The organism is Archangium sp. (assembly GCF_036277355.1).
GTDB lineage: Bacteria > Myxococcota > Myxococcia > Myxococcales > Myxococcaceae > Archangium.
On record NZ_DASUNC010000046.1, the window covers coordinates 48675 to 74460 of the forward strand.

Genomic DNA, 25786 nt, shown 5'->3' on the forward strand with positions numbered 1-25786 from the left:
TCTTCCTTCCCTTCACGGAGTGACCAGCACCGGAGTGCTCAGCGCGCGCGTGTCGGTGGCGCCCTGCTGCACGCGGGTATAGAGGCCGGCCGCCTCGCCCGCGATCACATAGACGCCGTGGTTGATCATCTCTCCGCCCGCGGTCTCCTCGGCGGCGAAGTAACGCTGGGCCACCCAGCGGCCGGGCACCGCGTGCACCAGCGCGGCATTCCATTCCTGCTGGGGCGTGAAGCGGCCCACCAGCACCTCGTCTCCCTCGGCGCCGTAGTCGGACTTGAGCACCCACGCCTCCCGATCCCTCGCCAGCTCCTCGATGGGGAGCGTCTCCATCCGCACGGTGTACGGGATGTGGGCGCGGATGGTGGCGCGTGCACGGGGGGAGAAGCAGTCGTGCCGCTCCCACATGAAGGCCATGGCCCGCTTGTTCTGCGTGAGCACGGCGCCGAAGGGATTCACCACCACGCACCGGCCCTCCAGGCACGCCTGGAGCACCACGGAGAGCGGGCCGGCCAGCGGCACCATGTCCTCGAAGGGCTCCTCGTCGTCCCAGACGGGGAGCCGCTCGCCCCACCAGTCCGTCTTGTAGTGGCGCAGCAGCACGTCACACGGCTCGCCGAAGAGGCGCACCCGCCCGTCCGGCCCCGGGGTGAGGTTGAAGGGCGAGCCCAGGTGCACCGTCCACCCGCGCGCCTCGAACCACTGGCGGTAGAGCCGCACCAGCCCCAGGTCCTCGGGCATCTCCGTGGGGTAGAGGATGCCCACCGAGAGCTGCTCGGGCGCGGGCACCAGCAGCCGGGCCGCGAGCGACTCCACCAGGGAGCACATGCGCTCGCCCAGCTGCGTGTTGGGGTCCACCGTGCCCGGCCAGGCGGGCTGCACCAGCGGGTTGAGCAGCACGGCCTCGACCTCGCCGGTGGGCGTGTCGCTGTTGAGCTCGCACACCGCGAGCTGCCCGTCCTTCGTGAGGAAGACGTCCGCGCGGGCGAAGCCGTGCCAGAAGGGCTGCGACGCCTGCCACATGAGCTTCTGCCCGGGCGTGAGGGCGAAGAAGCCGTCCAGCACCTCGGGCGAGGCGGCGCACGCCAGCACCAGCTCGTGGTAGACGGCCGCCACGTCCTCGGCGGCCCGGAAGAGCGCGGCCTGTCGCTCGCGGGGGAGGAGGAGGGGCTCGGCGCGGAAGCGGGGCGCGCCCTCCAGCCACGGGTCCGTGACGAGGCCCGTGCGCACCAGGTGCTCGGCGAGTGCCTCGTAGGTGAGGGGCGGCGTGCTCATGCCAGCCGGGTCACCAGAAAGGCGGCGGCGAGGTACGAGACGGCCTCCAGCACGCCCATGCCCAGGTTGCGCTCGGCGGCGATGCCTTGATCCAACCGGCCGCCGCGCAGGGTGAAGCGCGCGCCCAGCAGGAGCGTCTGAACGAAGAGCTGGCGCACCGGGTAGAGCGCCAGGGCGAACACGAGCGCCAGCGCGTAGCCGCGCAGTGAGACCGCCCAACCCTCGAAGGTGCCCTCCACCGCGTGGCCGATGATGAGGGAGAGCGCCACGGTGATGCCCGCGTAGCTGAGGGCCGCGGCGAGGTTCTCCCCGAGGATCTCCTCGGCGTCGTCGTAGGCGGTGAGGGTGCGGAAGAGCATCACGAACAGGTGCAGGGTGACCTGGGCGATGACGACGAAGACGAGCACCACGCCCAGCGTGCTCAGGTCCGTGCCGGACACCGAGCGCGACAGGAGGATGCCGGTGGCGAGGTAGTGCGAGCCGGCGGCGAGTCCGGCGGCGACGTTGCCGCGCTCGACCTCGGCCGCCAGCCGCGCGCGCAGCAGCACCCGCACGCCGAGGTGTCCGAAAACCACGAGCAGCACCAGCGCCGCCAGGCCATAGGCGGACACCCACAGCACGTCATGGCTGATGCTCTCGCCCTGCACGCACCCGGCGACCACCGAGCCGGAGATGAGGAACAGTCCGAGCACCTGGCCCACCTGGACGAGCGCATGGGCCATGTGGCCCTCTTCCATGTCCGCGCGGACGGTGTGTGCGGGAGACAACAGCCGCTGTCCGGCGCGCAGGAGCAGCAGGAGCACGACCGTGGTGATCGCGCCAAAGGCGGGCAGGTAGAGGGGGCGGAGCTCCATGAGGACCGGCATGCTACACCGGACGCCCCGGTAAGCGCCTGGAATCACTTGGCGTGGACGCACCTGCTGTCGGCTGGCTTCCATCCGAGAGGAACAGGCGAGGGGGCGGCTTGCCGCGCTGCGGCATCGAACCCAGGTTGCGCGGACCACGGGGGAGGTCCGCATGCAGCCGTACCGTCGTTTCCATTCTCAGTATCGAGAACGGTTGTCGCTGTCGGACGGGACGTGGGCGGAGCTGCGGATGGTCCGGCCCGAGGACGCGGCGCTGTTGCGAGAGGGCTTCGAGCGGCTCTCCACGCGCTCGCGCTTCCAGCGGTTCCTGTCGGCGAAGCCGAGGCTGTCGGCGGAGGAGCTGAACTACCTGACGAGCGTGGATGGGGAGCGGCACGTGGCCATCGGCGCGGTGACGTGGAGCCCGGGGGGGAAGGAGATGGGGCTGGGGGTGGCCCGGTTCTTCCGCCTGGCGCACGCTCCCGAGGTGGCGGAGGTGGCCATCACCGTGGTGGACGATGCGCAGGGCAAGGGGCTCGGCCGGCTCCTGCTGGACAGGCTGGTGGAGGCCGCGCGCGAGCGGGGTGTGGAGCGCTTCGACTTCCGGGTGCTGGCGGGCAACGTGCCCATGTACAAGCTCGTCCAGACGCTCGCGCCCTGCGAGCCCGAGCAGGACGAGGAGTCGCTGTGCTTCAGCGTGCCGCTGGGGGCGCCCGCGCGGGGAGGCTCGGAGGCGCTGCGCTCGTTGCTGGCGCTGGCGGCGCAGGGGGCGCTCACGCTCATCGGGCCCACGTGCCGGTGGAGGGCCACGTCCCGCGTGCCGCCGCCGGTGGCCTACGAGGAGGAATCCCGCTCCCCTTGAGGAGCATGGTCCCGCTGGAGCTGCTCGAGGAAGGCGGGCGTGAAGACGCCATCCACGCGCAGTGAGTAGCGGAAGAAGGGGGCGGCCTCGACGCCGTGGTAGTCGAAGTCGTTGAACCAGTAGGCGCGGCCGTCCACGTGCGTCTTCTCCTGGCGCTCCTCGTTCCAGAGGTAGAGGCGCTTGTTGCCGCGCGGGCAGACGGTGATGAAGTGGTCGGGGGCGGTCTGGTCCTCGGGCTCGCCGTCGCGGTGGACGGTGCCGTGGTCGTTGGCGTTGAGCCCGAGCAGGGTGCAGCGGCCGATCTCCTGGAAGGGGAGGGACTTCACGAAGGCCACGGTGCGGGGGAAGTAGAGGCGGGCCTCGCGGGTGAAGTCCTTGCCGGCGCTGGTGCTCTTCTCGCTCCAGTAGCCACCGGGGACGAGCTCGTAGAAGACCTTCCAGGGGAAGTAGACGCCGTGCTTGAACTCGAGGAAGCGCATCTGCTCGCGGGTGAGCGGGTGGTCTCGCTCCTCGCCGAACTCGTACGCATGGCGGCGGCGCGCGTCGAAGGCGCCGGGGTCGCTTCCGAGCGAGACGAAGGTGGCGAACTCCTTCTCGGAGAAGCCGCGGATGACCTGGCCGTAGTCGATGTAGGGGTCCTCGGCGAGCGAGGGCGGGACGATGCCCATGGCCTTGTGACTGCCACCCGTGTAGCTGGTGCCCACCTGGGCGAGCGCGTAGCAGATTTCGTCATCGAGCGAGGCGAGCGGGGCCAGGTCGAGGTAGGGCTCGAGGTTGATGAAGGGGCGATCCCAGATGCCCACGAGACCGTTGCGTGCGCCTGCCATGGCGTGTCCGTCCGACTCCGGGCCTTGGAAGGGAGGCCCTGTTCCGGGGCGCAGGATACGTCCCCGGGGGCGGAGCGGGAACGCCTGTGGAGGCCGGGCTTCCCACGGTAGGCTGGCCCGGTTCACCCCATGCCCTGGCTCGCCCTCGCACTTCTCGCCGTGATTGCCGTGCTGCTGCGGCAGCCGCTCATCGGCGCGCTGTTGGCGCTGGCGGAGGCGTGCAGCTTCCAGTGGGGGGCCTATCGCGGCACGCTCCGCCTCACCCGGGCCATCGGGATGCTGGGGGCCGATGAGTTGACGTGGCGGTCGCTGCGGCAGCTCCAGGTGCATGCCCGCGAGGCGCTCGGACAGACGGCACGGGCCGTCGAGGGGGCGCGGCGCCTCGCGGACGAGGCGAGGAGCGTGGGCGATTGGAGTCTCGCCAACACGGCCATCAACACCTTCATCAACGCGGGCCTCTACCAGGAGGCGTTGGAGGTGGAGCGGCGGTGGGAGCCCCAGGAGGTGGACGACCCGGAGGCGCAGGGAGCCGACGAGGAGGAGGCCCTGGCGCGGTTCAACCTCTGCGAGGCGCTCTACAACCTGGGTGAGTGGGAGGCGGCTCGGGAGCGGCTCCGGGCGGTGGAGGAGTCACCGGCCGGGGAGCCGCTGCTCCGGCATGCGATCCTCATGCAGCGGGCGTGGATTCAAGCGCACACCGGGAAGGGGGCCGAAGCGCTCGAGACGCTGGAGCGGTTGAACCGTGAGGACATTCCCCGGGTGTATTGGAGCGAGGTGGCCTTCACGCGGGCCGCGGCGTTGCTGGCGCTGGGGCGGTACGACGAGGCGGGGAACGAGGTGAGGGCGGGGCTGAAGCTGGCGCGGCGGGTGGCGAGCACGAGGAACGGGCTGTTCATGCTCGGGCACATCGCGCTGGCTGCGGGGCGGTTGGAGGAGGCCGCGCGTCACTTCGAGGCCGGTGCGGCGCACCCGTACCAGGGGCAGGGTGGGGGCGCGCTGCTGGCGTGGGGTGATTGTCTCGAGAAACTGGGCCGGGGTGAACGGGCCCGCGAGGCGTGGAGGCGGGTGCTCGAGAGAGATCCACAGAGCGCCGCGGCGCGCGAGGCGGCTTCGAGGCTCGGGCATGCGGGGTTGCACACCACATGAAGACTTCACGCCAGCAACATTCTTCAACCTTCAGCGAAGATCTCGATCATCACTACTTGGAGTTGCTCAAGGAGAAGGCGCCCTATGAGCGATGCAAGCGCGAACTCCTCGAGCTGGAGAAGCACTGGCTCCAAAAGGCAAAGACCGCTGCGCAGCGCCTCGCGGTGCAGCGCGTTATTGCGAATACCCTCCTGACCGAGGCGTACGGTGACAGGATGCCGTGGAAGGAGTTTGGCCGGTGGCTTCGTCGTCTGCGACAACTCGGCTTCCGAGATCTGGGCATGCGCGTCCACGTCACCTGCCTCTACGTGCAGTCCCTCCACCTCTTTCCTCGGCAGGCCCGCGAGGCGTGGGAAATGTTGGAGGATGCCGAGCGCAGAGTGCGCCGACTCCGTCGAGAGAACCCTCTGCGCGAGGAACACACCGAGGCCATCACACACGCGAGGAAGGCCGCCAGGGTGCCGCCTCCCCCTCCTTCTACGGGAACGTCAAACCGTGCACGGTGATTCCGCGTGAGTTTTCATCCCTCAGCCACAGCGTCAACTCGCCACGGCCCTCGGTCCGCGGTGCGTCCACCTCCAAGATGACCGAACCTTCGCTGTTGGGCCCAATGGGATTCTCCTGCCGGAGTTTCATCCTCCCTACCTCATGGCCCTGGGCGTCCACCAGCGAGCCCACAGCGGCTGTCCAGGGCTCTGGGCTCGAGTTCTTCAGCCACAATTCCGCTGCCATGCTCTTGTCCGAACGGTAGCCGAAACCCCACTCATAGGTCAGTACCCCCTCGGAGCGGACGAACTCCTTCTTCTTGAGTTCTTGGCACTCAACGCCCTTCTTGCTGAGCATCTGGTTGGCGATCAGGCCCAGCAGCCCGCTCGACTGCTCGAGTCTGACCTGTAGCTGAACGAGCCTGTCTCGTGTCCGCTCGAGCTCGTCGAGCAGTTGCCGGGTCTTTGCCTGCTCCTGAGCTATTTCGAGCAGCAGGGCCTCTCGGGGGCGTTCGTCGCGGTACACCTCCACCTGGTGTGTGGCGCGTCCCGGGTAGCCGACCAGCGAGAAGGTGACACGCTGTTGGGTCGAGCCCTCCCCCAGCGTTGCTGTCAGCCGGAGGCGCTCGCCCTTCACCAGGTCTGGTGGGGGCAGGAGGCTGAGCGTGCTGCGCCCTCGTGTCAGCTCCTGGAAGCGTACTTCGTCTTGCAACTCCACCTTCACGAGCGAGTCGAAGACGAAGTTCGTCATGAGTCCTGGGCTGATGCAGATTTCCGGGGCCGCTGCCACAGGTACCAACGCAAGCTCGACGTGCTGCAACTGCTTGCACACCGCGTCGATGGGCGGCTGGATCAGCGGTGTTCCTTGCTGAAGCACGAGAAGCAGGATGAAGGAAGGGGAGGGCACGGGCAGCCTTTTGCAGCACGGGTCTATTGGAAGTGAAGGACGTGCTCGACGGACATGATGTTGGAGACACGGGCCTTCTTGGACGTGCTGCCGGGTTCCATGGCAATACCGCGTCCCCTCGTGGTCCTCATCTCCAGGCAAATCGGAGCCATCTCACCATCAGGCAGGCGAACCCGGGTGAAACGGCCGTAGACACGGCCCTCGCCGAAAAACAGCTCGCCGTAGATGTGGGTGTGTCCGGGCAACGCTCCCCAGGGGGGGAGGATCTCGCCAGTGACAGGCCCCTCCGAAACCCAGGCATCAGAGTAGTCGTTATCAAATGGATGGATGATGATGCGTTCCATCGTGAGCGGGAGGATGTTGAGTCGTCTGATGGTTGCGTCGGCGCCGGGCGGGCAGTCCGCCGGCTTCGGAGGCTGCCGATGCTGCGGACCACTCACGCAAGCGGACCCGGCAATGCAGCCGGCGGCAAGCAGGGCCTTGGTCGTCTTGGATTTCGTCATGGACTGTTCCTCTCGGTTCGTCGCGGTGGCGGCGGGCGCGGGGGTGGATGACTTCCCGGGTGCCGCGCCGTCACCAACCTCTCTCGTCAGCCCGTCTGGCGCCAATTCCTGGCGAGGAATGACCTGCGGCGGTGGAGTCGGGGAGGGAGACTCCTTGCGTTGGTCAGGAGGGCTCTCCATCGAGGATGGCTGCCACCATGGAGCAAGCAGAGAAAACACTCCGGACATTCCCAGCGCCGTGGCCAGGACGAGCCCGGCAACCCACCATCGCCCGGGGACCCTGCGTCGGGGCGCCGCCGGGGCGGGTGCAGGCTGCGGGTCCTGACTGGCTTCCGGGAACATCCGTGTGCGCCAGCTCTTGTCCGCCTGGGTGCACTGTTCCGCCAGGTCCTCCGCGAGCGCCCGTGCATCCGGGTAGCGGGCCTCGGGGTCCTTCTCCAGCATCCCCATGCACAACTCGCTCAGTGCCACGGGGACACGTGGGTTGAGCACGTGCGGAGCGGGTGGTGTCGTCTCGAGGATGGCCCGGTTCAACCCCGGATGGCTCCGGTCTCCGAAGGGAAGCGTGCGCGTCATCAGCGCGTAGATGACGACCCCCATCGCCCACAGGTCGTCTCCAGGCGAGAAGGGGTAGGGCTCGCCCTCCCACTGCTTCGCGAAGCGCAACGCCTCGGGGCTGCGGTACTCGGCGGTGCCCGGTGGCAGCCGCATCGTCAGACGCGGCGCCCCCTCCTTGATGCCCGCCGCGCCGAAGTCCACCAGCACCGGTTGCCCGTCCGCCTCGCGAACGATGATGTTGGCTTCCTTGATGTCCCTGTGCACCACGCCCGCGTCATGCACGTCCGCGAGGGTGAGCGCGAAGGGCAACAACACCCGCGTCACCAGCTCGAGCGCGGAGGGATTCTCCCGGGCCGCCCAGGCATCGAGCGTGAGGCCCTCGACCAGCTCCAGGGCCAGGACGAGCCAGTGCGGAGCATCCTCTGGCCAGAGGCCATAGCCGTGGAAGGACACCACGTTGGGGTGCCGCATCAGACGCAGTGCGGTCGCCTCCCGGTCGCCTCGCGGATCAATGCGCACCAGCTTGATGGCGTAGGGCCGTCCGCTCCGCCTCGCGCGGTACACGGTGCCGAAGCTGCCAGAGGCAATCGTCGCCTCGATGGTGAAGCCCGCCACCTCCGTTCCCGGCGCGAAGCGCGGCCCAAGAAGCTCATCCCTCTCGTCGAGCATCTCCCTGCCTCCGAAAAACCGTGGAGGCTACCAGGGAGATGGGCCCATGACCCGGATGCGGCAGGTTGGGTAACAGGTGGAGGACCAGGCTCGGGCAGCAGTGCTTCTATTCTTCCTCTCCTCGCCCCTCCTGTTTTCTTCTACTCCGCCTTTCATGGAGCTTCTCGACGAGCGAGAAGGGGAAGAGGGCGCGGTGATGGATGTTGCGGTAATACGCCGCCAGGTAGTGCTGGCCACCAATCTGTATGACGGTTTGAGCGGGAGGAGCGGTCTGACTGTTGAACCAGGCGCTTGCCTCTTCACGCGTTTCGAACGTGGCCACGGCTGGCGGAAGGCCGTCCCTCGTCATCTCCTCGAGATGGTATTCGAGGTCCGGGTGAGGGACCAACGAGCAGCGCTTGCCATCACGAGAAGACATGATGACATGGTATTCATCGTCGATCAGGACATAGGCCAGTTCAGGCGGATGTGGATTGGCGCTGAGCCAGGCCTCCGCTTGTTCGCGCGTCTTGAAGGCCGCAATCACCCGGGCAGGGCCCTTGGATTCGGCATCCCTCCGATAACCCTCGAAATCATTCGTCCGGCCATCTCTCCAGATGAACCAGAGTGCATCGATGGCCAGGAGAAACAACTCCTGCTCCTTCGGAGACTGCGTGTCTTCACGATTCTTTCCGAGGAGCTCCTGTGCTTCGATGATTCGGTCGAAGATGGTCACGGTGCCACCGCCGTGATGGAGGGAGCGCGGACCACTTCCGATGAAGCCAGAGCAGCTACTGGCCTCAGTGCATGGAGCGCTGTCTCCAGGATGATGTGGCAAGGGGGCGGCTTCATCTGACGGACTCTAGAAGAGCCAGGCTGACAGCGCCACCGCGTTATCTCATGAATGGCTCCTCACGCTTCGTCGCGGTGGCGACGGGCGTGGGATGGGTGACTTCTCTTTGTTCACGGAGGGGCGCCCTGGGCGACCCAATCGATGATGGCCTGCTTCTGCGCGGCGGTGAGTGGAGAGCCCTTGGGCATGGGCGAGCCCGAGCAGGCGGGGCTGGTGTTGGTGGCGAGGATCTTGTCGACGAGGAAGCTCTGGGTGCGCAGCGGGCCGCAGGCCGTCACCTGGGGACGCGAGGAGCAGCCACTGCTGGGGACGCCGACGAGCTCGCCGTAGGCGCGGCCCGCGGTGAGGTTGACGGGCGTGGACGGGCTGCTGTGGCACCCGGCATTCGCGCAGCTCGCGGTGAAGATGGGCTGGACGTCATTGGCCAGCGTGGCGGCCCGCGTGGCCACCCCGAAGTAGGCCGGGGCGGAGGGGCCGCCTCCTGGCGCTGGATTGCTGACGACGACGGCCGCCGCGTTCCCCGTGGGAGCCGTGGCCACCAGCGAGGAGGGGATGGCGGCCCGCAGCTCACCCGAGCTCACGAAGGTCACCGTCACCGGGTTTCCGTTGAAGGTGGCGCTCGCTCCCTCCACGAAGCCCGTGCCACTCAGGGTCAGGGTGAAGCCCGCCGCACCGGCCACGAGCCCGCAGGGAGACAGCGAGGACACCACGGGCACGGGATGAGGTGTCTCGACGGTGAAGCCGAGGCTGTTGCTGGCTCCTCCACCCGGCGTGGGATTGGTCACCGTCACCGGGAAGCTGCCCGCGGTGGCCAGGTCCGAGGCGGGAATGGATGCCGTCACCTCCGTCGGGCTCACGGAGGTGGTGCTCCGGGCGGCGCCGTTGAAGGACAGCGTGGCACCGGACACGAAGCCCGTCCCCGTGGCCCGCAGGGTGAAGGCCACCCCTCCGCGAACGGCCTGGGACGGCGACAGCGCTGTGAGCGTGGGCACCGGGTTGGCCTCGCGCACCTGGAGCGTGGGCGTGTTGCTCGTCTCGCCCGTGCTGTTCTTCACCTGCACCGGGTAGTCGCCCGCGGGCGTGGCGGGCAGCGCCACCGTGAGCTGCGTGGAGGCGCAGGTCGACACCGTGTACGAGGCTCCGTTGAAGAGGACGGTGGAGCGGCTGGCGGGAGGCGAGCAGACGTAGCCCGAGCCCGTCACGGTGAGGGTGAAGGCGGTGCCCGCGGCCACGCGCGCCGGGGCGAGCCCGGTGATGGTGGGGGCGCTCGAGGTGACGGCGGTGAGCGTGAGGCCATTGCTCGTGCCTCCGCCGGGGGCCGGGTTGCGCACGGTGACGGGGTAGCTGCCCGGCGTGGCGAGGGTGGGAATCCGGGCCGTCAGTGTGGTGGGTCCCACGTAGGTGGTCGTCACGTCGGCCCCGTTGAACGTCACCGTGGAGGCGGGGGTGAAGCCCGTGCCGGTGAGCGTCAGGGTGAAGGGCGCGCCGTTGGTGGCCACGCTGGAGGGCTCGAGGCTGCTCGAGGCTGGCACCGGGTGGGTGACGAGGAACTCGAGCTCGGCGCTATCGCCACCGCCCGGAGAGGGGTTGCTCACCCGGAATCGGTGGGTGCCACTCTCGGAGGTGATGGCCGCAGCCAGAAGGACCTCCAGCCGCTCCGGGCTCACATGGGTGGAAGCGAGGGGCACGCCATCGAAGAGCACCTGGCTGGTGGAGACGAAGCCTCCGCCGTTCAGGGCCACCCCCACCTCGCCCGTGCCCATCAGCACCGAGGCGGGCGTGAGGGAGTCCAGCCGGGGCAGCGGGTTGTCCGCGCCCCCATCCGTTCCACCGGTTCCCGAGGGCTCCGGTGCTCCCGAGCAGATCCACCCCGCGACGTCGCGCAGCGCCGCCTCATCGAGGTAGGGCCCGCCCTGGGGCATCCGCCCCGGCGCGTCTGGCAGCAGCTTGAGGTAGAACTGGCTGCGCTCGGGCCGGCCGGGGACCACGAGCCGGCGGGTGGGCACTCCGGTGGAACTCTGGTTGACGGTGGCCCGCCACAGCTCCTGGGCGTCGCGGAAGGTCAGGCCTCCGAGCCCCTGCTCGTGACAGGCCGTGGTGCAGCCCGTCGGTTGTCGTCCCGAGAAGTGCGCGGCGAACACCTCGTCCAACGTACGAGGGGCCACACCTTCGCACACGGGGCTGGGGGACTCGGGAAGGACCTCGGCCTCGGGTAGCTCGTCGGTACAGCCAGCCATCCAGACGAGGCACAGCAGGGGCGCGATCGAAATACCGGACGTTGAGCGCATCTCCACTCCTGGGACTGGAGGGAGGACCCGCATGCGCCCCCGATGGCCACAATTCCCGCGCCGCCCTCCGCTCAGGGCGCCGCGGTGGGAGGAGGCAGGGGCTGGTAGCGGAACGAGAGGCGGGCCGGTGTGCCCGCGCCGTCGTAGTACGAGAGCATCTGCAGCTTGAAGAATTGCCCGGTGTTGCTGCGGACCACGTACAGCAGCTCCTCGCGGGGGGTGAGCCGGTGCACGGAGAGATCGTAGAAGTACCAGCCTCCCTCGACGCCGCTGAACACGGGCTCCGAGGCATCCTGCTGGTAGCCCTCGGCGGGCGCGGCCGTGAGTGAGTCCCAGGGCGTGTTCTTGAGCACCGCCACGCGGACCTGGCCGGTGGGGTTGCCGCCCCCGCCGTTCATCGTGATGGTGTAGCGCTGGAAGGACAGATCCCAGGCATTGGTGTCGAAGGCCTCATCGGTCTTCATCTCCCGGCCCTCGTCGATGTCGAAGAAGACCAGGGCGGACTTGTTCGTCGCGTCGATCAGCGCGTGGGAGCTTCCGTCCTCCTGATCCGTCACCTCGACGAGGGGTCCGCTGTTGGTCTGACCATCGAAGGGGTAGTCCGAGCGCAGGTCGGGTGCACAGCCCGCCACCGCGAGCCCGAGGAGCAGCACCGTCTCGTGAATCCGCATCCGCATGTCGATCCTCACCGTGACTTTCTCCCAGGCGAGGAGGGGGCCTGTCCAGCGGTGAGCAGTCCGTGCCGCGAGGAGCAACTTGTCGGGCTGGAGGTGTTCGCGGCTGGTACCGTCCGAGCCGGCGGGCAGGCAGGCAAGGCCGCGCGGCATGAGGGAGAGTGCAATGAGGTCAGTCGTCCTGACGCAATGGACGTTTCTGCTGATGGTCGTGGCTGTGGCCAGTGGCGGATGCTCCCACACGCAGCAGCCAGAGCGAAGGGTCTACGTCATTTCCGAGGACGCGAGCGGAGTGGGCTCGAACCTCGAGAGCGGAACGGGCGGGGCTGGCGCGGAAGCTTACTGCAACGAAATGGAGAAACAGTGTTTCAAGAAGTGCTGGAGGCGCAAGCCCAAGGAGCCGAGTATCGAGAAGCATACCGAAAACCATCACAAATACTGCTCCAGTGAATGTCTCAAGGTGTTCATGCAGTGTCTCAAGGAGCAGGAGGAACTGGAGCGGCAGGAGTCACAGTCTCAGCGCAAAGAGCTCCATTTCCCAACTGTGGACGCGGCTCTCGACTGGATCAGGGTGCACAAGACCGAGGTAGCGATTGGAACAGTCGTCATCGTGGGGGGCATGGTCGCCGCTCCTTACGTCATTGCTGTGATGGGTGGCGCGTTGGTTCTGGCCCCGCTGTGAGCGGACCGAAGGTCTGGTGCAGAGATGGCAGACATTCCAGGATTTGATTTGGATGAAGCGATCTATTTTCTGAACCCCTTCATCGAGAATCATGCAGAAGGTTCGAAGGAGAGGAGGTTATTCGGGCTTGCTCAGATTGCGTTGCTCTACATCCGTGACCGCGTGAAGCGAGAGGAGTTCGCAAAATTCCATAGGGCATGCTTCGACACCGACTTCACGGTCGAGGTCGCTCATGAGTTCGCGACGCGGGAAGAGGCGAACCAATGGCTTGCCAGTGGGAAGGCCAAGGACTCCGAGCGTGTGAAGATCGCCGGCAAGGGCTTCATGGTGGTCGAGGTGTCAGGGAAGCTGTACTTCATGATCGCCCCTCTCCCGGAGGAGTTGGAGACGGACGAATGGAAGGATGACTCCGACGACTCCGACGAGTAGGTGCGGAGGGCACCTCGGTCGTGCCCTCTGGCTCAATACTCCCACTGGACTCCGCCCAGTACGCCGCGCGGAGGGCGCGGGTTGAACTGCTGGTCACCCACGTTGAGCAGGTTGTAGCCGTTGACGAAGACGTCGAACCCGCCCCGCAGCTTGTAGGTGACCTGGGCCTCGAGATCGAAATACGAGGGCGCCCAGACCTCGCGCTCCTCGCCGAGGCCGAGCACGTTGGCCATGCCTCCGTCCGTGCCCAGGTAGTACGGCCGTCCACTCACCCACGAGCCCCGGACCGTGGCCTCCAGGTTCCACGGGCGGTACTTCGTGGCCAGCTGCGCGTTGACGCGGTGCCGCGAGCGCGCCTCCAGCGGGCGGTTGCGCGTCTGATCCTTCGCGTCCAGCAGCATGTACGCCAGGTCCAGGTACGTGGCCCGGATGGGCAGCTTGAAGCGCCCGTTGAGCTCGAAGCCCTGTGTATAGGCCCTGGCCACGTTCTCGTAGCTGAACGTCACCGGGTTGTCCGGGTCCGGCGCCCCTCCCGCCGTGATGTTGATGAGGTTGGTGAGCCGGGTGTGGAAGGCGCTCGCGGAGAGCACCCACCCGTCGATCGGGGGCCGCCAGTCCACGCTCGCGTTCACCGCCGCGGAGCGCTCGGCCGTGAGGCTCCGGTTGCCCGCGACGATGTAGCCGATGCCCTGGTTGGTGAAGCGCAGGTACAGCTCCTGGAAGGACGGCGGGCGGAACCCGAGTCCCACCGAGGCGCGCACCGTCACCGCCGGGGACGGATCCAGCTTGAGCGCCAGCCGTGGCGAGGGCGCTCCGCCGAACTGCGAGTCCAGGTCGAAGCGGAAGCCCGGTGCCACTTTCAGTTTCGGCCCGGCTCCGTCCGAGGACAGCGCCACGTCCCACTCGTCCTGGAGGAACGCGCCGCCCCGGATGCGGGCCACCGGGCTCTCCTCGAGCCGCGCCGAGGTGAGCCGCTCGCCGAGCACCTCGATGCCTCCGGTGAGCGCATGGTCGCCGAGCCGGTGGTCCGCCTGGACGACGCCCTCGTAGAGCCGGTTGACGTTCTGCGTGTAGTCGTCGAGCCCCCGCGAGCCGCGCTGGTCCTGCTGCAGCTGATCGCGGAACAGGCCGAAGTGTCCCCGGACGAGCAGGGCGGTGTCGCTGGCGAGCCGGTTCCTGCCGCCGAGCGACACATCGAATTGCTCCTGGCGCTGCCGCCGGTCCAGCACGGCGCCCGAGGGGTTGAGGTCGACGGCGTTCTCGTCGCGGAAGGTGTACTGGCTGCGCAGCCACAGGCGCGACCGTTCATCCGGCGTGTAGGCGAGGGCCACGTCCCCGTCGATCCGGCGGATGCCCGAGCCGCTCGTCGCCGCGTCCGCCGGCACCCAGTCGTAGGGGTTGCGCGTGCGGTAGCCGCCGCCCACGCGCACCTCGAAGGGGCCCTGCTTCGTGCCCGCGTTCGCGCGGACGTCGCCCTCCAGCAGCGTGCCGAACGAGCCTCGGACTCCCAGCTCCAGCGGGCGCTGCACGTGCCGGGTGATGAGGTTCACCACGCCGCCAATGGCATCCGCTCCGTAGAGGGCCGCGGCCGGTCCCTTGACGATCTCCACGCGCTCCACGTCGCGCAGGCTGAAGCGTCCCAGGTCCAGCGTGGTGCCCACCCGGCCGCTCACGCGCTCGCCGTCCACGAGGATGAGCACGTACTCGGGATCCAGGCCCTGCAGCCGCATGCCCGTGCCCCGGAAGGTCTGCACGAGCTCCACTCCCGGGTGTTGCTGCAGCAGCTGGCCCAGGTCCCGCGCCCCCACCGCTTCGATCTGCTTGCGGGTGATGACCTCGGTGGCCACCACCACGTCCTCGAGCTTGCGCTCGGAGCGCGCGGCGGTGACGACCGTCTGCTTGCGCCGGTCCGGCTCCTCGGGCTCGGGCGGCGCCGGAGGCGGGGCAGGGGGGGATTCGGAGACGGCGGGCGTGGCGGCGTCGGGGGTGGCGGCGCCCACGTCCGGCTGCGGGGGGTCGATCGGCTGGCTCACCACGAGGGCGGCCACCAGGGGGAGGATCACGGGGTGACTCTCGGCCGGATGCTCCCTTGCGTCAATGGGCCCACACCAGCCGAGCGGGCTCGTGACATGACAAAGGGCCCCGGGGTTCAACCCGGAGCCCTCGATACCCTCACCCCGTCCCTCTCCCGAGGGGAGAGGGGATGTTGGGGAGCCAGGGGACTTCTGGAGTGCGGCGACTGGCTGGAGCTAGGCGGCCTTCGCCTGGCCCTTGCCGAACGTCAGCCCGTCCTTGCCCGCGTCCACCACGATGTGGTCCCCGGGCAGGAACTCGCCCCCGAGCACCTTCAGCGCCAGCGGATCCATCAGGTACTTCTGGATGGCCCGCTTCAGCGGCCGCGCGCCGTACGTCGGATCGTACCCGCGGTCGGACAGCACGTCCTGCGCCTTCTCCGTCAGCTCCAGCGTCAGCCGCTTGTCGCTCAGCAGCTTCTGCAGCCGCGCCACCTGCAGCTCGACGATCCTCCGGATGTCCTTCTTGCGCAGCGGCTCGAAGAGGATGACCTCGTCCACGCGGTTGAGGAACTCCGGCCGGAAGTGCTGGCGCAGAATCCCCAGCACGTCCTCGCGCGTCGCCTCGTCCAGCTCCTCCTTGCCCTGCATGCCCTCCTGCAGCGCCTGCGAGCCGATGTTGCTCGTCATGATCAGCACCGTGTTCTTGAAGTCCACGGTCCTGCCCTGGCTGTCCGTCAGCCGGCCCTCGTCCAGAATCTGCAGCAGCATGTTGAAGACGTCCGGGTGGGCCTTCTCGATCTCATCGAACAGGACCACCGTGTACGGCCGGCGCCGCACCGCCTCGGTGAGCTGGCCGCCCTCCTCGTAGCCGACGTACCCCGGAGGCGCGCCCACCAGCCGGGCCACGGAGTGCTTCTCCATGTACTCGGACATGTCGATGCGCACCATCGCGCTGTCGTCGTCGAAGAGGAACTCCGCCAGGGCCTTGGCCGTCTCCGTCTTGCCCACGCCCGTGGGGCCCAGGAAGATGAACGAGCCGATGGGCCGGTTCGGATCCTGCAACCCGGAGCGCGCCCGGCGCACCGCGTTGCTCACCGCCTCGATGGCGCTGCGCTGCCCGATGACCCGGTTCGCCAGCCGGTCCTCCATGTGCACCAGCTTCTGGACCTCGCCCTCCATCAGCTTGGAGACGGGGATGCCCGTCCACTTGCCCACCACCGCGGCGATGTCCTCCGCGTCCACCTCCTCCTTGAGGAACTTGTGGCTCTTCTGCAACTCGGCCAGCTTCGCGTTCTGCTGGGCGATCTCCTTCTCCAGGCCGGGGACGACGCCGTACTTGATCTCCGCCGCCTTGTTGAAGTCACCCTGGCGCTCGGCCGCCGCCTGGTCGTTCTTCGCCTTCTCGAGCTTCTCCTTCTGCTCGCGGATGCCGGCAATGGCCTTCTTCTCCGAGTCCCAGTGCGCCTTCAGCCCGGTGAAGCGCTCGTTGAGCTCGGCCAGCTCCTTCTCGATCTTCCCCAGCCGCTCCACCGAGTGCGGATCCGTCTCCTTGCGCAGGCCCTCGCGCTCGATCTCCAGCTGGTTCATCTTGCGCCGGATGTCGTCGATCTCCGTGGGCATCGAGTCGATCTCGATGCGCAGGCGGCTGCACGCCTCGTCCACGAGATCGATCGCCTTGTCCGGCAGGAAGCGGTCGGAGATGTAGCGGTTGGACAGGTTGGCCGCGGACACCAGCGCCGAGTCCTGGATGCGCACGCCGTGGTGCACCTCGTAGCGCTCCTTGAGGCCACGCAGGATGCTGATGGTGTCGTGCACGCTGGGCTCGCCCACCATGACGGGCTGGAAGCGCCGCTCCAGGGCCGCGTCCTTCTCGATGTGCTTGCGGTACTCGTCCAGCGTGGTCGCGCCGATGCAGTGCAGCTCACCGCGCGCCAGGGCCGGCTTGAGCATGTTGCCCGCGTCCATCGCGCCCTCGGCCTTGCCCGCGCCCACCAGGGTGTGCAGCTCGTCGATGAAGAGGATGATCTCCCCCGCCGCGTCCGCCACCTCCTTGAGGACGGCCTTGAGGCGCTCCTCGAACTCGCCGCGGTACTTGGCCCCGGCCACCATCGCGCCCAGGTCCAACGTCACCAGCCGCTTGTTCTTCAGCCCCTCGGGCACGTCGCCGTCGATGATCCGCCGCGCCAAGCCCTCGACGATGGCCGTCTTGCCCACGCCCGGCTCACCGATGAGCACCGGGTTGTTCTTCGTGCGCCGGCTCAGCACCTGGATGCAGCGGCGGATCTCCTCGTCACGGCCGATGACCGGATCCAACTTCCCGGAGCGTGCCGCCTCGGTCAGATCGCGCCCGTACTTCTCCAGCGCCTGGTAGGTGGACTCCGCGTCCTGGCTCGTCACGCGGCTGGAGCCACGCACTTCCTTCAGGCTGGACAGCACGCGATCGCGCGTCACGCCCGAGGACTTCATCACCTCGCCCACCGCGCCCTTGTCCTGCGCGAGCGCCAGCAGCAGGTGCTCGCTGGAGACGAAGTCGTCCTTGAGCGACTTGGCCTCGTCCTCGGCCTTGTCGAATGTCTTGAGCAGCCGCTGGCTGAGCGTCGCGCCCTCGCCGCCCTGCATCCGCGGCAGCTTCTGGAGCGCCTCGCCCAACCGGCCGGCGAACAGCTTCACGTCCACGCCAATCTTGCGCAGCAGGGGCTCGACGATGCCCTCCTTCTGCCCGAGCAACGCGGTCGCGAGATGCTCTGGCTCGTAGTTCGGGTTGTCAGCCCGGCGCGCCAGAGACTGCCCTTCCTGGATGGCCTCCTGGGCCTTGACTGTGTACTTGTCGAGTCTCATGCCCCCAACGTAAGAGCCGGGGCAGCCTTGGCAAGAACGGGGGGACCACCCAGATTTCACTTGTCGCGTGAGCCTGGATGCTTGGAGCCTCCACGAACTTCCAGGCTCTCCGGGAGTTGCCTTCCTCCCACCACCCCGGGTATATGCGCGCCCACTTGGGGGGCATCCTCTGGAAGCGCACGGCGGTTATCTCATCCGAACTGAATCCCTGGGCGGCCTGAAGCTCCTGGAGCTGGCCCGGCGTGCGCTCGTCGAGGACGGTGCTCCGGCGGACACCCAGCTGACGGTGTCCGTCTACCGCAAGCGCAAGGTCGTCCGGCTGGCCCTGGACGGCCCCCACACCGCGGGGCGCCGGGGCTCGCACTGGTACAGCGAGCACCAGGCGCTCGCCCGGCTGCTGTCCAAGGAGGCCGGCCTCACCGTCCATTCCTACGTCTACGACCCCCAGGAGTACGAGGAGGTCATGGCCTTCGGTGGAGGCCAGAACGTGGGCGGGGAGCGGCTGCTCTATGACGAGGTGGAGCTGCCCGAGTGCCTGGACGGGGAGTTCGACGACGAGGCCTTCGCGCGGATGCAGGAGCGCTGGCCGCTGGGCCACCTGGCGTGGGTGTACGGGGTGGAGCGGGACCTGTTGCTGCAGCTGCACCGCATGCCGGGGACGCGGCTGGGGCTCACCGGCTCGGAGCCGGAGTCGGAGCGGCCGCTGGAGCACCTGCTGCGCGGCATCGCGGCCTAGTCCGTCCTCGTCTCAGTCCTCTTCTTCGACGGCCAGCTCGCCATCCTGGGCGGTGATGGCCTGGCGGACGCTCTCGGAGCGGAAGTACTGGCCGAGCAGGGCGAAGGTGCCGGCGATGAGGGCCGTCATGCCCATGGCGAAGGCCGCGGCGATGCCGGGCAGCATGGCCTTGAGCTGGGCGGCGGCCTGGGGATTCTGGAAGGCGGGCAGGGTGCTGAGGTGCTCGGCCATGACGGGGCCGATGCGCCGGGCCACCACGGCCCACTGCGCGCCGTCGATGGTGCGCAGCAGGGCGGCGAGGATGGCGGAGATGGAGAGCACCCGGCGCATCCGCTCCAGGGGCAGTCCTCCGGGCCGCAGCAGCCGGCCGGCGGCCACGAAGGCGAAGGAGCACGCCACCGAGAGCGCCCCCAGCACCAGCGAGCGCGCCTCGCGCATGGGCTCGAGCGCGGCGATCTGCGCCTCGGAGATGTGCGCGGCGACGAGCACATCCGGATCTCGGGAGAAGCGCGACAGGTTGCTGACCTCGTCGCGCAGCTCCCCCAGGTGGCCCAGCTCCAGGGTCTCCCGGAGGGCCGAGAAGCCCGTGAGGGCGGCGAGCACGAGGCACACCGCCGCCGCGAAGCGGATGCGCCGCGGCAGGAGCGGGGTGGGGGAGTTGGGGGACGTCACCGCTTGTTGGCCTCCACGAAACGCAGGCGCAGATCGGCGAGGAGGTTGTCGAAGAGCTGCTTCTCCTCGGGGGTGAGATTGCCGCGCGTCTTCTCGTGCAGCATTCCCAGCAACTCGATGCTCTGCCGGGCGAGGACGAGGTCCTTGCCGGCCGTGCCCGTCTCCGGGTTGGGCGCCTCCCCCAGGTGGATGAGGGCACTGGACGCCAGCCCGATGAGGAAGGTGCTGAAGGTGATGGGCGCCTCGGGCGCCTCACCCCGCATCACGAAGGTCTCTCCGCGCTTCTCCTCGCTCATGGCATCACTCGTCCGACTCGGAGTCCTCGTCGCCCTCGTCCTCGTCGTCCTCGAAGTCCTCGTCCTCGTCGTTCTCCAGCTCGTCGTGCATCACCGTCTCGACGGGGACGCTCTTCTCGGAGACATCCGGGAGGGACTCGATGTGGCGCTGGTACGCCTTCTCGTCCACGGCGCCGGAGCGCAGGTAACGCTCGGCCGTACGCTTGTCGAGCTGCTTGGGGTCTGTCGGGTTGGCCATGGTCAACTCCTCGGAATCTCTTGGAAAAGGGCGCGCCACCTTATAGCAGGGCTACCCTCTGTCAACGCCGCTGAACCCCCACCCATCCGGAGCCGATGAACGCCCCCGCCCGTCCGTCCCTTCCCCGAGGCCTCTATGTCCTCTGTGACGACACCGTGCGCCCCGAGCTGCCGCTGAGGGAGAAGGCGGCCGGTCTGCTCGCCGGAGGGGCGAGGGTGGTGCAGCTGCGGATGAAGCGGACGCCCCTGCGGGAGGCCCTGGCGGCGGCGCGCGAGGTGGTGGCGGCCTGCCGGCGCGCGGGAGCGGTGTGCCTGGTGAACGACCGGGTGGACCTGGCGCTGCTGTCGGGAGCGCACGGGGTACATGTGGGAGATGAGGATCTGCCGGCGGAGGAGGCGAGGGCGCTGCTGGGCCCGGAGGGGCTGGTGGGGGTGACGGTGCGAGGCGTGGAGGACGCGAAGGCGGCGCGGGCGGCCGGAGCGGACTACGTGGGCCTGGGCCCGGTCTTCGGCACCACGACCAAGCAGGTGAACGCGCCAGTGCTGGGGCTGGAGGGCTTCGCCGCGGTGGTGCGCGCCAGTCCCCTGCCGGTGGTGGGGATTGGCGGGGTGAAGCTGGAGAACATCGCTGGCCTGGCCGCCACGGGGGCACACGGTGGAGCGGTGGCCTCGGATGCCCTGCTCGCCGGGGACATCGCCGAGCGTGTCCGGCGCCTGTCCGCTGCTTTTGACAGGGGCGCCCAGGGGGCTAGCCTCGTGGGCGGAGACGTATGAAACCTCATGGCCATGGCCAGGCACCGCGCCGGCCCAACATCGGCATCACCCCGGACTTCAGCGCCAGCCGGCCGGACTCGCAGTTCCCGTACTACGAGTTGAAGGTGCCCTACGCGGACGCGGTGCTGCGCGCGGGGGGCCTGCCCTTCGTGCTGCCGTACTCGGACGAGCTGGCGTGCGTGGACGCGTACCTGGATCGCATCTCCGGGCTGCTCGTGACGGGTGGGGCCTTCGACATCCCGCCCGAGGCGTACGGCGAGACGGCGCGCGAGGGCATGGGGCCGCTGAAGCTGTCGCGCACGGCCTTCGAGTCGGCGCTGATGCGCGGGGCGCTCAAGCGGAACATGCCGGTGCTGGGCATCTGCGGGGGCATGCAGCTGCTCAACGTGGTGCTGGGCGGCACGCTGCACCAGGACATCGGCCGCGAGGTGAAGGGCGCGCACGAGCACGAGCAGAAGCACGACCGGACGCACCCGCAGCACCCGGTGGACGTGCGGGACGGGACGCTGCTGGCGGAGGCGCTCGGCAAGGGCCAGCTGATGGTGAACTCCACGCACCACCAGGCGGCGCAGCGGATGGGCGCGCAGGTGGTGGTGAGCGCGGTGTCGCCGGACGGGGTGGTGGAGGCCATCGAGTCCACCCAGTACGGCTTCGCGCTGGGCGTGCAGTGGCACCCGGAGCTGATGCTCCACACGGTGCCGGTGCACGTGGGGGTGTACCGGCTGTTCATCCAGAAGGCGCGAGAGCACCGGCGGTGAGCGGAGCGCCGCGCGTGCTGCTGTGCGCGGGCCACGAGCCCACGGGCCGCGCGGGACTGCTGGCGGACGTGGCCGCGGTGCGGGCGCTCGGTGGCGCCCCGGTGGCCGTGCCCTCGGCGCAGACGGCGCAGGGCCGGGGGACGTTCCTGTACCAGCCCACGCCGGCGCGGGTGCTGGGCGCGCAGGTGAAGGCGGCGCTCGAGCTGGGGCCGCTGCACGCGGTGAAGCTGGGGCAGGTGCCCGGACCGGCGCTGCTGGAGGCGCTGCGCGAGGCGCTCGACGGCGTGGACGCGTGGTGGGTGGTGGACCCGGTGGTGCGGACGTCGCGGGGCGAGCCGCTCTCGAAGCTGACGCGGCGGCACTACCTGGGCCTGGCGGGGCCGAAGGTGGTGCTCACCCCGAACCTGGACGAGGCGGCGTGGCTGCTCGGCGGGGGCGAGGTGCGCTCGGTGGAGGAGGCGCGCGAGGCGGGGAGGGCGCTGGTGGCCCACGGCTTCGGCGCGGTGCTGGTGAAGGGCGGGCACCGGGACACGGGGGCGGTGGACGTGCTGGGCCTGCCGGACCGGGAGGTGCTGCTGGAAGGGGAGCGGCTGGAGCGCGCGCCCGAGCGCCGGGGAACGGGGTGCCGGCTGGCCTCGGCCCTGGCGGTGGAGCTGGGGAGGGGCAGGACCCCCACGGCCGCGGCCCGGCGGGCGAAGTCCTACGTGACGCGCTACCTGCGCACCGGCCGGGACTGAGTCGCCTCCAGTCAGGACATCCGTGCAACCACTGTCAGACCGGTATGGGACACAGGAGATCCCTAGCACGGAGAGGAGACATGGCCATCCAGAACGAGCACCGGCTGCGCGAGCTACTCCAGATTCCGCCCGATGCCTGGATACCCGAGGACGACAGGCCCGAGTACTGGGACGAGACCTTCATGAGACTGGGGCGCGGTTACGGCTTCGAGCCGGAGGCGGGCGAGTACCCGGTCAACCATGGGCAGCTGGTGTTGGATCTCGCGAGGCTGGTGGCGCCGCTGCTGGACGGAGCGCGGTTCACGCAGGTGCTGCCAGGAGAGCCGGATCCGGAAGGGGAGGAGCACGCCCCGCCGGAGGACGCCGACCAGCAGGGAAGCGGAACGGACAACCGGTACACGCTGCGCCTGCGGCACGGTGGGCGGCGGTACAGCGTCACGTTCCATGACTTCTCGGGCTTCTTCAACATCAACGCGCTGCTGGCGCTGCTCAACGCGGCGCTGGAGCCGACCGGCACGCCGATGCGCTTCTTCGGCTTCGGAGACGTGGTCGTCGTCGGGCCGCTGCGCGGCGTGCAGCAGGCCATGCGCGAGGGCTTCATCCCCGGCTTCTCCGGGGCGGGCCTCTTCGAGGACTGGGAGCTGGAGGAGATCGACGCCTGGAGCGAGTCCGGCGACACGCCCGAGTCCCTCGTGAGACAGCTGGAGAAGGGACGCAGGCGCGTGCGGGCCGTGTTCGTGGTGTGAGCGCTACTCGACGCGCGCCCGGCTCTCGAAGCGCGTGTACTCGGCGAGGAACACCAGGTCGATGTCCCCGATGGGGCCGTTACGCTGCTTGGCGATGACGAGCTGCACGGGGATGGCCGAGCTGGTGCGCTGGACCTCGCCGCCTTCACCCCCCTCGCCCTGATCCTCGCGGTGGATGAACATCACCACGTCGGCGTCCTGCTCGATGGCGCCCGATTCACGGAGGTCCGAGAGCATCGGCTTGCCGCCCTTGCGCTCCTCCACCTTACGGCTGAGCTGCGAGAGCGCGATGATGGGCACCTCCAGCTCCTTGGCCAGCTGCTTGAGGCTTCGGGAGATCTCGGAGATTTCCAGCTGGCGGCTCTCCACCTTGCCCTTCTGGTGCATCAGCTGGAGGTAGTCGATGATGATCAGCGACAGGCGCGGGTCTCGCTGCTTGAGCCGCCGCGCCTTGGCGCGCAGGTCGAAGGGGGACAGACCACCCGAGTCGTCGATGTAGATGGGGGCGTTGTAGAGCTTGCCCGCCATCTCCTGGAACTTCTCCTCGTCATGCGGGGTGAGCCGGCCGCCGCGCAGCTTCTTCATGTCCACGCGCGCGCTCGAGGCCAGCAGACGCATCAGCAGCTGGTCCGCGGGCATTTCCAGGCTGAAGATGGCCGCCGCCTTGGGGTCCTCCGCCAGGCCCACGTGCGTGGCGATGTTCATCGCGAAGGACGTCTTTCCGACGCCGGGGCGCGCCGCGAGGATGATGAGCTCGCCGCCGTGCAGGCCCGTGAGCTGGTTGTCCAGGTCGACGTAGCCCGTGGACAGGCCGGTGATGCCCGTCGTCGCGGTCTTCATCTTGTCCAGGAGGTCCAGCGTGTGCTCCATCAGCTCGCTGACGGGCCGCAGATCTCCCACGCGCTTCTTCTCGGCCAGGAGGAAGACCTTGCGCTCGGCCTCGTCCAGCAGCGCGTCCAGCTCGCCCGTTTCCTGGCTGGCGAGCTCCTGGATCTCCCGCCCCGCGTTCGCCAGCCTCCGCCGGAGGGCCTGGTCCTTGACGATCTTCGCGTACTGGACGGCGTTGCCCGGCACGGGCACCACCTGGTCCAGGCTCATCAGGTAGGCCGGGCCGCCCACCGCCGCCAGCTGCCCGAGTACCTTCAGCTCCTCGGCCAGCGTCAGGTGGTCCACCTGCCGCGAGGAGCCGGCCAGCTTGATCATCGCCGCGAAGATCTGCGCGTGTGCCGGACTGGCGAAGTCGTCCTGATGAACGACCTCCGCCAGGCTGTCGACGATGGTGTTGTCCGCGAGCACGGCGCCCAGCACCGCGCGCTCGGCGGCGAGGTCCTCGTGAGACCTGCGCCCGCCCGTCCGAATGTCGAGGATGTTGTCCATGGATGCCCGGCCAGTCTACAGGCTCCGCTACGAGGATGTAGCAGCAGCCTGATCGCGGCCTCTGACATGCCTGGGGCCCCGGGACCGGCTTCCTCCCGCAAACGAAAGGGCCGCCCGGGGGTTGACTCCCGGACGGCCCTTGTCTTCACAGGTACTGAAGACGGTGACGGTTACCCTCACCCCGACCCTCTCCCGGGGGGAGAGGGGATGGAGGCTCAGGCCTCGGCGGCGACCTCGACCTTGATCTTGGCCACCACGTCACGGTGCAGCCGCAGCTCCACCTCGTACTGACCCGTGGCCTTGATGGGCTCGGGCAGGTGGATGTGACGGCGATCCACCGTCTGGCCCTGCGAGGCGAGCGCCTCGGCGATGTCCAGCGCGGTGACGGAGCCGTACAGCTTGTCCTGCTCTCCCACCTTGCGGCGGATGACGGCCTTGACCGCGCCGATCTTCTTGGCCTGCTCCTCGGCCGCGCCCTTCAGCTTGGCGTTGCGCGCCGAGATGACCGAGCGCTCGTGCTCGAGCTGGCGCACGTTCTGCTCGGTGGCCAGCACCGCCATCTTGCGCGGCAGCAGGTAGTTGCGGCCGAAGCCGTCCTTGACCGTCACGAGATCACCGGACTTGCCCAGGTTCGCGACGTCCTCACGAAGAATGACCTTCATGTGATGTCTCCGTTGGTGCGTGAGGTGCGGCTGTCAGCCGACCATCGCGTTGTAGGGGAGCAGCGCCAGACCGCGGGCGCGCTTGATGGCCGTGGCGATCTCGCGCTGGTGCTTGGCGCAGTTGCCGGAGATGCGGCGGGGGATGATCTTGCCGCGCTCGGTGACGAAGTACTTCAGGGTCGGCTGATCCTTGAAGTCGACCTTGGAGTTCTTCTCGGCGCAGAAGCGGCAGACCTTCTTGCGGCCAAAGCCGCGGCCACCGCGCTTCTCGTCATCACCCCCGGCGCCGCCGCGGTCACCGCGGTCACCGCCCCGGTCCCTGTCACCACCGCGGTCCCGGTCACCACCGCCGCGGGAAGCGTTCCTGTCGTTGCCAATCATGAGTGTTTCCTCTTCTCTGGAATGGATCCGTAGAAGACGACCTCGGGGGCACTAGGCCTCCTCGGTGCCCTCCTCCTCGGTCTCGGCGACATCGTCCACCACCGCGGCGCGCTCGACGCCCGCGGGAGCGCCCGGACGGGTCTCCTCGACGTCACCGGCCAGCTTCAGATCCTCGAGCACCGGACGGGACTCGGGATCCACCTCGTCCGCCAGCTTGGTGGACAGGAAGCGCGTGACCTCGTCGTAGTTGCGGAGGTTGCGCTCGAGCTCGGCCACCAGACCCGTGCCGCCCAGGTAGCTGGCGTGCACGTAGATGGCGCGGGGCTGCTTGGCGATGGGGAAGGCCGTCTTCTTCTTGCCCCACACCGTGAAGCGGAGGACCTTGCCGCCCTCACGGCCGACGATGCCACGGACGCGCTCCTTGAGCTTGTCCACGTTGTCGTCGGTGAGGTCCGGCTTGACCAGGAAGATGGTCTCGTACTCACGAAGCCGCTTGGCGGCCTGCGTCTCAGCCATGTTTCTCTCCCCTTGGGGTTGAGTGCCCCCCGGAGGTCCGAGGAGCGGGGAAACGGTCAGCC

The 25786-nt window shown here is 68.6% G+C and carries 27 protein-coding genes; 10 read left to right on the plus strand and 17 right to left on the minus strand.

Annotation, left to right across the window (positions count from 1 at the left end; all coding sequences use genetic code 11):
• Positions 1 to 12: 12 nt before the first annotated feature.
• Together VFZ09_RS11555 and VFZ09_RS11560 are read right to left on the minus strand one after the other, a co-directional pair.
• Positions 13 to 1272 (minus strand): glutathionylspermidine synthase family protein, encoded by a 1260-nt coding sequence (locus VFZ09_RS11555; protein WP_329727584.1) that lies wholly within the window; start codon positions 1270 to 1272, stop codon positions 13 to 15.
• The gene (locus VFZ09_RS11560; RefSeq protein WP_329727585.1) at positions 1269 to 2126 is read right to left on the minus strand and encodes a DUF350 domain-containing protein; all 858 of its coding nucleotides are present in this window, start codon (positions 2124 to 2126) and stop codon (positions 1269 to 1271) included. Before VFZ09_RS11560 ends, VFZ09_RS11555 begins: the two co-directional genes overlap by 4 nt.
• Before the next feature lie 163 nt (positions 2127 to 2289).
• Between VFZ09_RS11560 and VFZ09_RS11565 the strand changes: the two genes are divergently transcribed.
• The gene (locus tag VFZ09_RS11565; protein ID WP_329727586.1) at positions 2290 to 2979 is read left to right on the plus strand and encodes a GNAT family N-acetyltransferase; all 690 of its coding nucleotides are present in this window, start codon (positions 2290 to 2292) and stop codon (positions 2977 to 2979) included.
• Here VFZ09_RS11565 and VFZ09_RS11570 read toward each other — a convergent pair.
• The gene (locus VFZ09_RS11570; RefSeq protein ID WP_329727587.1) at positions 2952 to 3806 is read right to left on the minus strand and encodes a hypothetical protein; all 855 of its coding nucleotides are present in this window, start codon (positions 3804 to 3806) and stop codon (positions 2952 to 2954) included. The two genes, VFZ09_RS11565 and VFZ09_RS11570, sit on opposite strands and share 28 nt — an antisense overlap.
• 129 nt (positions 3807 to 3935) lie before the next feature.
• Here VFZ09_RS11570 and VFZ09_RS11575 point away from each other — a divergent pair, with 129 nt between their 5' ends.
• Together VFZ09_RS11575 and VFZ09_RS11580 are read left to right on the plus strand one after the other, a co-directional pair.
• Positions 3936 to 4952 (plus strand): tetratricopeptide repeat protein, encoded by a 1017-nt coding sequence (locus VFZ09_RS11575; RefSeq protein ID WP_329727588.1) that lies wholly within the window; start codon positions 3936 to 3938, stop codon positions 4950 to 4952.
• Positions 4949 to 5458, plus strand: a complete 510-nt coding sequence (locus VFZ09_RS11580; protein WP_329727589.1) for a hypothetical protein — start codon at positions 4949 to 4951, stop codon at positions 5456 to 5458. The genes VFZ09_RS11575 and VFZ09_RS11580 overlap by 4 nt, the downstream gene beginning before the upstream one ends.
• Here VFZ09_RS11580 and VFZ09_RS11585 read toward each other — a convergent pair.
• The 5 genes from VFZ09_RS11585 to VFZ09_RS11605 form a co-directional block, all read right to left on the minus strand.
• Complete coding sequence (locus VFZ09_RS11585; protein ID WP_329727590.1) at positions 5430 to 6344, minus strand: DUF2381 family protein; 915 nt, start codon at positions 6342 to 6344, stop codon at positions 5430 to 5432. The genes VFZ09_RS11580 and VFZ09_RS11585 overlap by 29 nt on opposite strands.
• A gap of 23 nt (positions 6345 to 6367) precedes the next feature.
• Positions 6368 to 8074: a serine/threonine protein kinase gene (locus VFZ09_RS11590; RefSeq protein WP_329727591.1), complete on the minus strand. Its 1707-nt coding sequence runs from the start codon at positions 8072 to 8074 to the stop codon at positions 6368 to 6370.
• Positions 8075 to 8180: 106 nt separating this feature from the next.
• The gene (locus VFZ09_RS11595; protein WP_329727592.1) at positions 8181 to 8789 is read right to left on the minus strand and encodes a head protein; all 609 of its coding nucleotides are present in this window, start codon (positions 8787 to 8789) and stop codon (positions 8181 to 8183) included.
• A 227-nt stretch (positions 8790 to 9016) separates the two neighbouring features.
• Complete coding sequence (locus VFZ09_RS11600; protein ID WP_329727593.1) at positions 9017 to 11194, minus strand: IPT/TIG domain-containing protein; 2178 nt, start codon at positions 11192 to 11194, stop codon at positions 9017 to 9019.
• A gap of 71 nt (positions 11195 to 11265) precedes the next feature.
• A complete protein-coding gene (locus VFZ09_RS11605; protein WP_329727594.1) occupies positions 11266 to 11883 on the minus strand; it encodes an HmuY family protein in 618 nt (205 codons plus the stop codon).
• Between the two features lie 151 nt (positions 11884 to 12034).
• On the opposite strand from VFZ09_RS11605, the gene VFZ09_RS11610 reads away from it, so the two are divergent.
• Together VFZ09_RS11610 and VFZ09_RS11615 are read left to right on the plus strand one after the other, a co-directional pair.
• Positions 12035 to 12550, plus strand: a complete 516-nt coding sequence (locus VFZ09_RS11610) for a hypothetical protein (RefSeq protein WP_329727595.1) — start codon at positions 12035 to 12037, stop codon at positions 12548 to 12550.
• 48 nt (positions 12551 to 12598) lie between these two features.
• Complete coding sequence (locus VFZ09_RS11615) at positions 12599 to 12979, plus strand: hypothetical protein (RefSeq protein WP_329727596.1); 381 nt, start codon at positions 12599 to 12601, stop codon at positions 12977 to 12979.
• Positions 12980 to 13011: 32 nt separating this feature from the next.
• On the opposite strand, the gene VFZ09_RS11620 is transcribed toward VFZ09_RS11615, so the two are convergent.
• Together VFZ09_RS11620 and clpB are read right to left on the minus strand one after the other, a co-directional pair.
• Complete coding sequence (locus tag VFZ09_RS11620) at positions 13012 to 15042, minus strand: TonB-dependent receptor (protein ID WP_329727597.1); 2031 nt, start codon at positions 15040 to 15042, stop codon at positions 13012 to 13014.
• Between the two features lie 186 nt (positions 15043 to 15228).
• Positions 15229 to 17832, minus strand: a complete 2604-nt coding sequence (clpB, locus tag VFZ09_RS11625) for an ATP-dependent chaperone ClpB (protein WP_329727598.1) — start codon at positions 17830 to 17832, stop codon at positions 15229 to 15231.
• 67 nt (positions 17833 to 17899) lie between these two features.
• Between clpB and VFZ09_RS11630 the strand changes: the two genes are divergently transcribed.
• Positions 17900 to 18568, plus strand: a complete 669-nt coding sequence (locus tag VFZ09_RS11630; RefSeq protein WP_329727599.1) for a hypothetical protein — start codon at positions 17900 to 17902, stop codon at positions 18566 to 18568.
• Between the two features lie 12 nt (positions 18569 to 18580).
• On the opposite strand, the gene VFZ09_RS11635 is transcribed toward VFZ09_RS11630, so the two are convergent.
• Genes VFZ09_RS11635 through VFZ09_RS11645 form a run of 3 tightly spaced genes read right to left on the minus strand, consistent with a single transcriptional unit; the run spans position 18581 to position 19774 of the window.
• The gene (locus VFZ09_RS11635; RefSeq protein ID WP_329727600.1) at positions 18581 to 19240 is read right to left on the minus strand and encodes a hypothetical protein; all 660 of its coding nucleotides are present in this window, start codon (positions 19238 to 19240) and stop codon (positions 18581 to 18583) included.
• Positions 19237 to 19536 carry a DUF1844 domain-containing protein gene (locus VFZ09_RS11640; protein ID WP_329727601.1) on the minus strand — a complete coding sequence of 100 codons (300 nt, stop codon included), beginning with the start codon at positions 19534 to 19536 and terminating at the stop codon, positions 19237 to 19239. The genes VFZ09_RS11635 and VFZ09_RS11640 overlap by 4 nt, the downstream gene beginning before the upstream one ends.
• A gap of 4 nt (positions 19537 to 19540) precedes the next feature.
• Entirely contained in the window at positions 19541 to 19774 is a 234-nt protein-coding gene (locus VFZ09_RS11645; RefSeq protein ID WP_329727602.1) for a hypothetical protein, read from the minus strand.
• A gap of 95 nt (positions 19775 to 19869) precedes the next feature.
• Here VFZ09_RS11645 and thiE point away from each other — a divergent pair, with 95 nt between their 5' ends.
• The 4 genes from thiE (at position 19870) to VFZ09_RS11665 (ending at position 22788) form a co-directional block, all read left to right on the plus strand.
• Positions 19870 to 20547, plus strand: a complete 678-nt coding sequence (gene thiE / locus VFZ09_RS11650) for a thiamine phosphate synthase (RefSeq protein ID WP_329727603.1) — start codon at positions 19870 to 19872, stop codon at positions 20545 to 20547.
• A complete protein-coding gene (locus tag VFZ09_RS11655) occupies positions 20544 to 21305 on the plus strand; it encodes a gamma-glutamyl-gamma-aminobutyrate hydrolase family protein (protein WP_329727604.1) in 762 nt (253 codons plus the stop codon). The genes thiE and VFZ09_RS11655 overlap by 4 nt, the downstream gene beginning before the upstream one ends.
• Positions 21302 to 22042 carry a bifunctional hydroxymethylpyrimidine kinase/phosphomethylpyrimidine kinase gene (thiD, locus tag VFZ09_RS11660; RefSeq protein WP_329727605.1) on the plus strand — a complete coding sequence of 247 codons (741 nt, stop codon included), beginning with the start codon at positions 21302 to 21304 and terminating at the stop codon, positions 22040 to 22042. The genes VFZ09_RS11655 and thiD overlap by 4 nt, the downstream gene beginning before the upstream one ends.
• Before the next feature lie 80 nt (positions 22043 to 22122).
• On the plus strand, positions 22123 to 22788 hold the full coding sequence (locus VFZ09_RS11665; RefSeq protein ID WP_329727606.1) for a hypothetical protein: 666 nt from the start codon (positions 22123 to 22125) through the stop codon (positions 22786 to 22788).
• A 3-nt stretch (positions 22789 to 22791) separates the two neighbouring features.
• On the opposite strand, the gene dnaB is transcribed toward VFZ09_RS11665, so the two are convergent.
• From dnaB to rpsF, 4 genes are all read right to left on the minus strand, one after another.
• Positions 22792 to 24165, minus strand: a complete 1374-nt coding sequence (gene dnaB, locus VFZ09_RS11670) for a replicative DNA helicase (RefSeq protein WP_329727607.1) — start codon at positions 24163 to 24165, stop codon at positions 22792 to 22794.
• 215 nt (positions 24166 to 24380) lie between these two features.
• Positions 24381 to 24827, minus strand: a complete 447-nt coding sequence (rplI, locus tag VFZ09_RS11675; protein WP_329727608.1) for a 50S ribosomal protein L9 — start codon at positions 24825 to 24827, stop codon at positions 24381 to 24383.
• Positions 24828 to 24860: 33 nt separating this feature from the next.
• On the minus strand, positions 24861 to 25208 hold the full coding sequence (gene rpsR, locus VFZ09_RS11680) for a 30S ribosomal protein S18 (protein WP_116120511.1): 348 nt from the start codon (positions 25206 to 25208) through the stop codon (positions 24861 to 24863).
• A 51-nt stretch (positions 25209 to 25259) separates the two neighbouring features.
• Entirely contained in the window at positions 25260 to 25724 is a 465-nt protein-coding gene (gene rpsF / locus VFZ09_RS11685) for a 30S ribosomal protein S6 (RefSeq protein ID WP_047856541.1), read from the minus strand.
• Positions 25725 to 25786: the final 62 nt, after the last annotated feature.